This is a genomic window from Streptomyces sp. AC555_RSS877 (genome assembly GCF_019049245.1).
Classification (GTDB): Bacteria; Actinomycetota; Actinomycetes; order Streptomycetales; family Streptomycetaceae; genus Streptomyces.
This window is the reverse complement of sequence record NZ_JAGMUK010000108.1, coordinates 1-9,201: the sequence shown is the minus strand read 5'-3', so window position 1 is coordinate 9,201 and position 9,201 is coordinate 1. Positions and strand designations below refer to the sequence as shown.

The 9,201-nt window shown below is 69.7% G+C and carries 7 protein-coding genes; 3 read left to right on the top strand and 4 right to left on the bottom strand.

What is annotated here, in order from left to right; translation table 11 throughout:
• Window positions 1–238: 238 nt before the first annotated feature.
• Window positions 239–1,426 carry a PP2C family protein-serine/threonine phosphatase gene (locus tag KUM49_RS36410; RefSeq protein WP_217241247.1) on the bottom strand — a complete coding sequence of 396 codons (1,188 nt, stop codon included), beginning with the start codon at window positions 1,424–1,426 and terminating at the stop codon, window positions 239–241.
• A 162-nt stretch (window positions 1,427–1,588) separates the two neighbouring features.
• Here KUM49_RS36410 and KUM49_RS36405 point away from each other — a divergent pair, with 162 nt between their 5' ends.
• Window positions 1,589–2,818 (top strand): GNAT family N-acetyltransferase, encoded by a 1,230-nt coding sequence (locus KUM49_RS36405; RefSeq protein ID WP_217241246.1) that lies wholly within the window; start codon window positions 1,589–1,591, stop codon window positions 2,816–2,818.
• 7 nt (window positions 2,819–2,825) lie between these two features.
• On the opposite strand, the gene KUM49_RS36400 is transcribed toward KUM49_RS36405, so the two are convergent.
• Both KUM49_RS36400 and KUM49_RS36395 read right to left on the bottom strand, forming a co-directional pair.
• A complete protein-coding gene (locus KUM49_RS36400) occupies window positions 2,826–3,635 on the bottom strand; it encodes an Fpg/Nei family DNA glycosylase (RefSeq protein WP_217241245.1) in 810 nt (269 codons plus the stop codon).
• 128 nt (window positions 3,636–3,763) lie between these two features.
• Window positions 3,764–4,249, bottom strand: a complete 486-nt coding sequence (locus KUM49_RS36395) for a ribose-5-phosphate isomerase (protein WP_217241244.1) — start codon at window positions 4,247–4,249, stop codon at window positions 3,764–3,766.
• Window positions 4,250–4,478: 229 nt separating this feature from the next.
• Between KUM49_RS36395 and KUM49_RS36390 the strand changes: the two genes are divergently transcribed.
• Entirely contained in the window at window positions 4,479–5,918 is a 1,440-nt protein-coding gene (locus KUM49_RS36390; protein ID WP_217241243.1) for an amino acid permease, read from the top strand.
• A gap of 181 nt (window positions 5,919–6,099) precedes the next feature.
• Here the strand turns inward: KUM49_RS36390 and KUM49_RS36385 are convergent, their stop codons facing one another.
• Complete coding sequence (locus KUM49_RS36385; RefSeq protein ID WP_217241242.1) at window positions 6,100–8,199, bottom strand: serine/threonine-protein kinase; 2,100 nt, start codon at window positions 8,197–8,199, stop codon at window positions 6,100–6,102.
• Between the two features lie 185 nt (window positions 8,200–8,384).
• Between KUM49_RS36385 and KUM49_RS36380 the strand changes: the two genes are divergently transcribed.
• The gene (locus tag KUM49_RS36380) at window positions 8,385–9,107 is read left to right on the top strand and encodes an LPXTG cell wall anchor domain-containing protein (protein ID WP_217241241.1); all 723 of its coding nucleotides are present in this window, start codon (window positions 8,385–8,387) and stop codon (window positions 9,105–9,107) included.
• Window positions 9,108–9,201 lie beyond the last annotated feature (94 nt).

The window sequence follows — 9,201 nt, the reverse complement described above, 5'->3', positions numbered from 1 at the left end:
AGCGAACCGAGATCATCACTCGACCCCCGCGAATCACGCTGCAGATTCGAGAGCGTCTGCGCGCCCATGTCGAACTTCATCACGCCTCCCCCGTCGGGTCCTTCAGTTCCTCATCACCACATCGTGTGCATTACATCTCTACCAACTCCCTGATCGCCCATGCAATCGGGAGCCGACGGTAGTTACAGAGGCAGCACAAACCCATGACCCAGACGTGGGCCCACATGTGGGCAAACGGTCAGTGGGAGGATGTTACGGACGCCGCCGTCGGACCCTCGCGGCAGATCAGCAGCAGCGCCCGGTCGTCGTTGACGTCCTTCGCGACCGCTTCGATCAGGTGCCAGGCCGCGCCGTGGAAGCCGCCGGCGACATAGCGGTCGGCCTCGCCGGTGAGGCGGTCGATGCCCTCGACGATGTCACGGTCGGACGTTTCCACCAGACCGTCTGTGAACAGCATCAACACGTCACCCGGGCGCAGCGAGCCCTTCACGGGGTCGAACTGGGCGCCGTCGTACACACCCAGCAGCGGGCCCTCGGCGGCCTTCTCCTCCCAGCGGCCGCTGCCCGCGCTGAGCTGCAGGCCCGGCGGGTGGCCCGCGGAGTAGAGCTCGTAGTCACCCGAGTCGAGGTCCAGGACGAGGTGGATCGACGTCGCGAAGCCCTCGTCCCAGTCCTGGCGGAGCAGATAACCGTTCGCCGCCGGCAGGAACGCGTGCGGGGGGAGAGAGCCGAGCAGCCCGCCGAAGGCTCCGGACAGGAGCAGTGCGCGCGAACCCGCGTCCATGCCCTTGCCGGACACGTCCGTCAGGACGACCTCCATCGTGCGGCCGCCGTTCGTGCGGGCCGCGACAACGAAGTCACCGGAGAACGACTGGCCGCCCGCCGGGCGCAGCGCCATCTCCCGGTGCCAGCCCTGCGGCAGCTGCGGCAGCTTGCTCTGGACGCGGATGCGTTCGCGCAGGTCGAAGAGCATGGTGCCGCCGCGCCGCCAGGGCACGCCGACGCGGCTGCGGAACTGGGCGATGAGGAGACCGAAGAACCCGCACGCGGCCACCACGAGGACCACGCCCGGGGTCACCCTGGACGGGCCCTCCGTGTACGGCCCCAACTGCACCGACTCCACGATCAGCGCGGTCGCCGCAGCCGCGTACAGGCTCAGCAGGCTCGCCGGGCGCAGCAGCAGGCCGCCGGCGACGATCGGCAGGACCAGGGCGGCCGGTGAGCACCACACCGAGTTGGCCAGTGTGGTGGCCGCGATCAGGGGAACGGTGATGAGCAGGCCGGCCAGCGCGACCCAGTCCGAGCCGTCGCCGCGGAAGTAGTCGACGGCACTTCTGCGCATGCCGACGCGGACCCGGTGCCACTGCATCTTGCACCGGGCCGCGAACGTCTCGGCTTCCGCGCGCCGCTCTCGTCCTGCTGCCATTAGTTCGGGACCCTATCCATCGGACCAGGTGCTTGGCACGGGAGGTCCCACTTGTCCCCCGTCCGAGGCTCAACTTCACAGTGAACTTCACAGATGGCCATCGTGGCGTCATCAAGGCGAAATTCCCTGGCCCGTCCCGCAATGCCCTGGTAGGCATGGTTCATGGGGACTGACGTGCGGGTACTGCAGCAAAGCGACTGGGACCAGTGGTACGACAACTTGATCCGCGCCTTCGGCGGGGTCCCGGAGTCGCCGGAGGAGCGGGAGCTGTGGCGCTCGCTCACGGAGATCGACCGTTCTGTCGGCGTCTGGGACGGTGAGGCATGTGTGGGCACGGCAGGGGCGTTCAGCTTCCGGCTGACCGTGCCGGGCGGCGCCGCGGTGCCCGCCGCCGGCGTGACCATGGTCAGCGTGGCCGCCACGCACCGGCGGCGCGGGGTGCTGCGCTCCATGATGCGGCGACAGCTGGACGACGTACGGGAATGGGGCTGGCCGCTGGCCGTCCTGACGGCCTCGGAGCCCGAGATCTACGGCCGGTTCGGGTACGGCGCGGCGACGCACTGCGTGAACGTCGAGGTCGACACGGCGCGCGTACGGCTGTCCGTACCGCCCGGCACCGATGACGTACGCCTGCGGTACGCCGCGCCGGCCGACGTCCTCGACGCGTGCGAGGCGGTGTACGCGCGCAAGGTGCCCGGGCGGCCCGGGATGCCGGCGCGGCTGCCCGGGTGGGAGCGGGTCGTGGTGCTCGATCCGGAGAGCGGCCGGGACGGGGCGTCACCGCTGCAGTGCGTGGTGGCCGAGCGGGCCGGCGAGGTCGTGGGGTATGCGCGCTTCCGGGTCAGGCCCGAGTGGGACACCGCGGGCCCCAAGGGCGTCGTGGCCGTGCAGGACGCGGAAGCCCTGGATCCGGCGGCGCATGCGGCGCTGTGGCGGTTCCTGTTCGGGATCGACCTGACGTCGACGCTGACCGCGCGGGGACGGCCGTCGGACGACCCGTGGCTGTCCATGGTGTCCGACATCCGACGGTGCGGATTGCGGGTGCGGGACTCGTTGTTCGTTCGGCTGGTGGATGTGGGCGCCGCGCTGGAGGCGCGGACGTACCAGGCGCCGGTGGACGTGGTGTTCGACGTCGAGGACGACTTCTGCGGCTGGAACGCGGGGCGTTGGCGGCTCACCGGGGACGCGAAGGGCGCGTCCTGCGGCCGTACGACCGACGCGGCCGATCTCGCCTTGTCGGTACGGGAGTTGGGGGCTGCCTATCTTGGGGGTGTGAGCCTGGTGTCGCTGGGCGCGGCCGGGCGGGTGCGGGAGCTGCGGCAGGGGGCGCTGGCGGAGGCGGCCGTGGGGTTCGGATCGGCCGTGGCGCCCTGGCTGCCGCACGGCTTCTAGGCCGGCCTCAGGGCCTTTGGCAGGTGGGGCACCAGAAGAGGTTGCGGGCGGCGAGATCGGCGGTGCGGATCTCGCCGCCACAGACGTGGCAGGGCAGGTCGGCCCTGCGGTAGACGTAGACCTCGCCGCCGTGGTCGTCGACGCGCGGCGGGCGGCCCATCGCCTCCGGGGTGTGTTCCGGGCGGACGGTGTCGATGCGGTTGTTGCGGACGCCCTCGCGCATGAGGTCGACGAGGTCCTGCCAGATCGCGTCCCACTCGGCGGGGGTGATGCTGCTGCCGGTGCGGTACGGGTCGACGCGGTGCCGGAAGAGGACCTCGGCGCGGTAGACGTTGCCGACGCCGGCGACGACCCTCTGGTCCATGAGCAGGGCGGCGATCGTCGTACGGCTGCGGGAGACGCGCCGGTACGCGGCCTTCGGGTCGGCGTCCGCGCGGAGGGGGTCGGGGCCGAGGCGGTCGTGTACCGCGTCCTTCTCGGTGTCCGTGATCAGGGCGCAGGTCGTCGGGCCGCGGAGATCGACGTACGACGTGCTGTTCGCGAGCCGGAGGCGGACGGTGTCCGTGGGCGGGGGCACCGGGGCCCGGCCGAAGGTGACCTTGCCGAAGAGGCCCAGGTGGATGTGGATCCACTCACCGGCACGGAAACCGAGGAAGAGGTGCTTGCCGTGGGCCTCGGTGGCGGTGAGCTCCGTACCGGTGAGGAGGGCGGCGGAGTCGGTGAACTTGCCCTGGGGGCTGGTCACCCGCGGTGCGGTGTTCTTGAAGGCCGCGGCGTAGTCCTGGGCCAGCCGGTGAATCGTGTGCCCTTCCGGCACGGTGCTGTTTCCCTTCCGCCGCCCCTGGGGCTCCGCCCCGGACCCCGCCAGGGGGCTCCGCCCCCTGGCCCCCCTCACCTCTGCCCACCCACCTCCCGTCTCGGTGGGTCACAAAGGTGCCGTAGCGCCTACTGCTGCGGGTGATGCGCCGGGATCGGCGGCAGGTCGCCCGTCGTCTCGTAGTCGGCCAGCATCTCGATGCGGCGGATGTGACGCTCGTCACCGGAGAACGGCGTGTTGAGGAAGGTCTCGACGAACTTGGTCGCCTCCTCCTGGGTGTGCATGCGCGCACCCACCGCGACGACGTTCGCGTTGTTGTGCTGCCGGCCGAGGGAGGCCGTCTCCTCGCTCCAGGCGAGGGCCGACCGCACGCCCTTCACCTTGTTCGCGGCGATCTGCTCGCCGTTGCCGGAACCGCCGATGACGACGCCGAGGGCGTCGGGGTCCGCGGCCGTCCGCTCGGCGGCACGGAGGCAGAACGGCGGGTAGTCGTCCTGGGCGTCGTAGATGTGGGGACCACAGTCGACCGGGTCGTGGCCCGCTTCCTTGAGCCACTCGACGAGGTGGTTCTTGAGTTCGAGGCCGGCATGGTCGGAGCCGAGATACACGCGCATGGGACGAGTGTGACACGGGCGTTTCCGGGCAGCAGCCCGGGGGGCCGATCCCGAAAACTGTGGGCAACACTACAGAACCTCAGGAAAAGCTCAAGTAACGATCCGGAATCAAAGGTTCACCAATCCCTTTGCCTCCGATTCACTGGACCAACCCGTACGCCGCTCGTACGGAACCCGCACCTCCCCCCGTGCGGGATGAGCTCACCCGGCGCAAAGGAATCCCCCTCCTATGACCTCGCAGCCGACCCTTCCCAAGACTGGTCAAGACCCCGGAGCCCCCGGCGAGCCCGGAAGCGGCCTCCAGGCAGGACTCAAGAACCGCCATCTCTCGATGATCGCCATCGGCGGTGTCATCGGTGCCGGACTCTTCGTCGGATCCAGCTCCGGCATCGCCACCGCGGGCCCCGGCATCCTCCTGTCGTACGCGCTCGTCGGCACGCTCGTGGTGCTGGTGATGCGGATGCTCGGCGAGATGTCCGCCGCCAACCCGACCTCGGGCTCGTTCTCCGCACACGCCGACCGGGCGCTCGGGCCCTGGGCCGGGTTCTCCATCGGCTGGCTGTACTGGTTCTTCTGGGTGGTCGTCCTCGCGGTGGAGGCCACCGCCGGGGCAAAGATTCTCGAAGGGTGGATACCCGCCGTACCGCAGTGGGGGTGGGCCCTCATCGTGATGGTCGTGCTCACCGCCACCAACCTGGTCTCCGTCGGGTCCTACGGCGAGTTCGAGTTCTGGTTCGCCGGGATCAAGGTCGTGGCGATCGGTGCGTTCATCGTCATCGGCGGGCTCGCCGTCTTCGGCGTGCTGCCCGGCGTCGACAGCGACCAGGCCGGGCTCGGCAACCTCACCGACCACGGCGGCTTCCTGCCCAACGGGCCCGGCGCCATCCTCACCGGTGTGCTGCTCGTCGTCTTCTCCTTCATGGGCAGCGAGATCGCGACCCTCGCGGCCGGCGAGTCCGAGGACCCGCAGCGGGCCGTGACGAAGTCGACCAACAGCATCATCTGGCGTATCGGCGTCTTCTACCTCGGCTCGATCTTCGTCGTCGTGACGCTGCTGCCGTGGGACGCCAAGTCCATCCAGGACGACGGCTCCTACGTCGCCGCCCTCGACTCCCTCGGCATCGCGCACGCCGGCCAGATCATGAACTTCATCGTGCTGACGTCGGTGCTGTCCTGTCTCAACTCCGGGCTCTACACGGCCTCCCGCATGGCCTTCTCGCTGGGTCAGCGCGGTGACGCGCCGAAGGCGTTCGCACGGGTCAACGGCCGGGGCGTGCCGATGGCGGCGATCCTCGCGTCGGTCGTGTTCGGCTTCGTCGCCGTCTTCTTCAACTACCTCTCCCCGGACAAGATCTTCCTCTTCCTGGTCAACTCCTCCGGTGCGGTGGCCCTGTTCGTCTGGCTGGTCATCTGCTTCTCGCAGCTGCGCATGCGGAAGATCATCCAGGCCGAGGCGCCGGAGAAGCTCGTCGTGAAGATGTGGCTGTACCCCTACCTCACCTGGGCCACGGCCGCGCTGATCGTGTTCGTCCTCGGCTACATGCTGACCGACACCGAGCACGACGGCCGCCAGACCGTGGTGTTGTCGCTGCTGGTCGCGGCGGGCGTGATCGCCATCGCCTTCGTGAAGGAGAAGATGAAGGGCGAACGCGCGGTCACGAAGGTCTGATCGCAGCCCGTGAACGACGGAGGGGCCCGTGCGCCGTAAGGCACGGGCCCCTCCGTCGTGTCTCACGCTCCTCTCGCAACACGTCTCACAGCACCTCTCGTTGTGCCTCTCGTTGTGCCTCTCGTTGTACCTCTCGTTGTGCCTCTCGTTGTGCCTCTCGTTGTGCCTCTCGTTGTGCCCCTCACAGCACCGTGAAGCTGTCCCTGACCTTGTCGTACGTCCTGAGAGCCTGCGTCTCGATGTCCGGCTGGTACCAGGTGTTGATCTGGTACGACTTCCCGTCCTCGTTGAAGCCCAGCAGCCGGGCGTGCCAGGGGACGCCCTCCAGGGTGAAGGTGTACTCCCAGACGACCGCCGGGTTGCCGCGGAACGTCGTCTCCTCCAGGCGGATCTTCTGGTAGTCCCTGCCCTGGTGGGCGTTCTGTTCCGAGGTCCGCCAGGTCTCCATCAGGTCGCCGCGGGCGAGGGAGGACTTGGCGGCGAGTTCCTGTTTTCCGTCCGGGGACGTGTAGTGCACCTCGGCGCCCGTCTTGATGTCCCGCCGCCAGCCGGCCGGCGTCGCCCACGCGAACCCGCCCGCCTCCCGGTGCGCGCCCGGCGGCAGGCTCTGCGGCCTCGACGTGCCTTCGACCGTCGGCGAAGGGCTGTCGCTCCCTGGGGTGGACGCGGTCTGCGAGGCGGAGGCCGACGGGGAGCCCCCCGCCCGGTTGTCGTCCGGTGAGCCGTCGGCCGACGTGAGGACGATCGCGACGACCACGCCCGCGGCGATCACGCCGACGGCGGCGACGAGGCCCGTACGGCGTCCCGCCCGCCGTCCGCGCCGAGGGTCCGCCGGGACGGTGGGGCCGGGCGGTTCGCCGGACGGCAAGGGAAGGGGGGCCGGGGCGGGCACGGGGCGGCGGTGTTCGGTCTCCGTCCGGGCGCGGACGAGCGAGACGCCGGTGACGGTGGGGGCGGCGCCGATCCTGCGGAGCTCGGTGGGGGCGGCGGATGCGGCTGCTTCGGCTGACCCGGTCGACGGGCTTTCTCCGTCTGGTGCGGTGCCCACGGAGTGGCCGGACGGGGTCTCGGAGCGGGTCTCCGAGCGCAGTCCGGACGCGGCCTCGGTGGAGGCGCTGGCGGGCCGGGGAGCGAAGGCGGGTCCGGGTGCGGCTCCGGACGTCGGTACGGGTGTCGCTCCCGGCGTCGGTGTGTGCTCGGGGCCCGGCACCGGTGCCGGAGCCCTGGGGTCGCGCATCGTGCGCAGCTGCCGGGTGTTGGATGATTCCCCGGGGGCCGACGAGTGGGGTGGTGTCGCGTCCTGGATGTCCGGCCTTTCCGGTTCGGCCGCCGGCTCAGGTTCTGCTCCCCGCTCCTCATCCCTTCCGTCGACCGGCCGGCCCTCAACCGCCCTCCCCCCAGCCGGCTCCGCCTCCGGAGCCTCCTCCTGGAAGACGGCGCCCGCCTCTCCCCCGCCCACCGGCACGGTCGTTGTCGTGGGCGGCGCCGGATACGCGAGCGGGCGCAGGGACGCCTCCAGCTCCGCCAGGCCCGGGCGGACCGTCGGGTCCTTCTCCAGCAGCGCCGCCAGGATGTCCCGCAACGGGCCCGCCGTCGCGGGGAGTTCGGGCTCCTCGTACAGGACCGCGTGCAGGGTCGCCAGCGTGGTGTCGCGGGAGAACGGGGAGCGGCCGCCGACGGCCGCGCACAGGGTCGCGCCGAGGGACCACACGTCGGACGGCGGGCCCTGGGGGCGGCCGGAGATGCGCTCCGGGGCCATGTAGTCCGGCGAGCCGACCAGCATGCCGACCATGGTGAGCGCCTTGGCGTCCTGGATCGCGGCGATGCCGAAGTCCGTGAGCACGATCCGCCGAGCGCCGTTCTCCACCAGGACGTTGCCGGGTTTGATGTCCCGGTGCAGGACACCCCGGTCGTGCACCTGGCGCAGCGCCTGCACCAGACCGAGTCCGAGCAGCGCCGTCTCCCGCGGGCCGAGCGGACCCTCCTCCGCCAGGACACGTTCGAGGGAGCGTCCGGCGACCAACTCCATGACGATCCACAGGTGTTCGCCCTCGTCCACCACGTCGTACACGCGCACGACGTTGGGGTGGTCGATCCGGGCGGTCGCCCTGGCCTCGCGCAGGGTGCGTTCGCGGCGGGTGCGGGCGTCCTCGGCGTCGAGGCCGTCTATGCGCATCTCCTTGACGGCGACCTGCCGGTCAAGTATTTCGTCGGCGGCTCGCCACACCCGCCCCATTCCCCCCTGGCCGATACTCTCGACCAGGCGATAGCGCCCCGTCACCAGGAGCCCTGGAACTCCACCGCTCCTCGTATTCCCCGGCAATCCGCTGCACCCCCTCAATGCCTTCCGGACGTTCCCGACTGGAACACAATGGTCACACTTCACGCCGTACCAGCATAGTGCGGAGAAATCTTGTGGTACCTCTTCAAGTACTGCGAATTCAGGCGCAGCCAAGGGGGACGAACATGAGTTCTCGTCGTGCGACGACCATCGCGGGATCGCTGGTCACGGCATCTTTCTCGGTCGTGATGATCCTTTCCGGAACCGCCGGTGCGGATGACCAGGGGCCCGGAAGCAGCAAGGGAGGAAAGGCCGTTGACGAGGCGCCGGCCGGCGTGAAGCTGACCACGCTGCTGCCCGAGAAGATCTCGGTGGACAACAGCTCGCAAGAAACCGACATCACCGCCACGGTGAAGAACGAGGGGACCAAGGACAGCGGAAAGATCAGGCTTTTGGTCGTCGGTTTCGATGGCCTTTCGGTCAAGAACGTTCAAGGCTGCTCCCCGATCGGCGAGAAGGATTTGCCGGAGGGCTCGAACAGTGGATTCGCCTGCCCCGTCGACAATCTCGCGGCCGGACAGTCGAAGTCGTACGCCGTGGACGCGACATTCGATCTCGGCAAGACCGGGAAGATCTGTCTGCCGGTGCAGACCGGCGACGGAAAGAAGACGTTCTGGCAGCAGGGACCGGTTCCGTTCGGTACGACGAACCCGTCGCCGAACGCCCCGGCCACCCCGCTGCTGCTCGGCACCGACAACAAGCCGGTCGGCCCGGGTGGCGACGAGCTCCCGAAGACCGGATTCGAGCGTCACGTACTGCCGTTGGGGGCGGCGGGCACGGCGCTGATGGCCGCCGGTGCGGCAGGGCTGTGGTGGTCGCAGCGGCGGCCGAGGCAGATGGAGAGCTAGGTGTACTGCCCTGTGAGGTTGGGGACGCGGCTGGCGGGTGGTTGGCCTTTCAGAGCGGTGTGTCCTCGGTGGTGATTGTAGGTGTGCAGCCACT

Coding starts and splice junctions, on each gene's coding strand:
- KUM49_RS36410 (WP_217241247.1), bottom strand. CDS start 1,426: ATGGCAGCAGGACGAGAGCGGCGCGCGGAAGCCGAGACGTTCGCGGCC.
- KUM49_RS36405 (WP_217241246.1), top strand. CDS start 1,589: ATGGGGACTGACGTGCGGGTACTGCAGCAAAGCGACTGGGACCAGTGG.
- KUM49_RS36395 (WP_217241244.1), bottom strand. CDS start 4,249: ATGCGCGTGTATCTCGGCTCCGACCATGCCGGCCTCGAACTCAAGAAC.
- KUM49_RS36390 (WP_217241243.1), top strand. CDS start 4,479: ATGACCTCGCAGCCGACCCTTCCCAAGACTGGTCAAGACCCCGGAGCC.
- KUM49_RS36380 (WP_217241241.1), top strand. CDS start 8,385: ATGAGTTCTCGTCGTGCGACGACCATCGCGGGATCGCTGGTCACGGCA.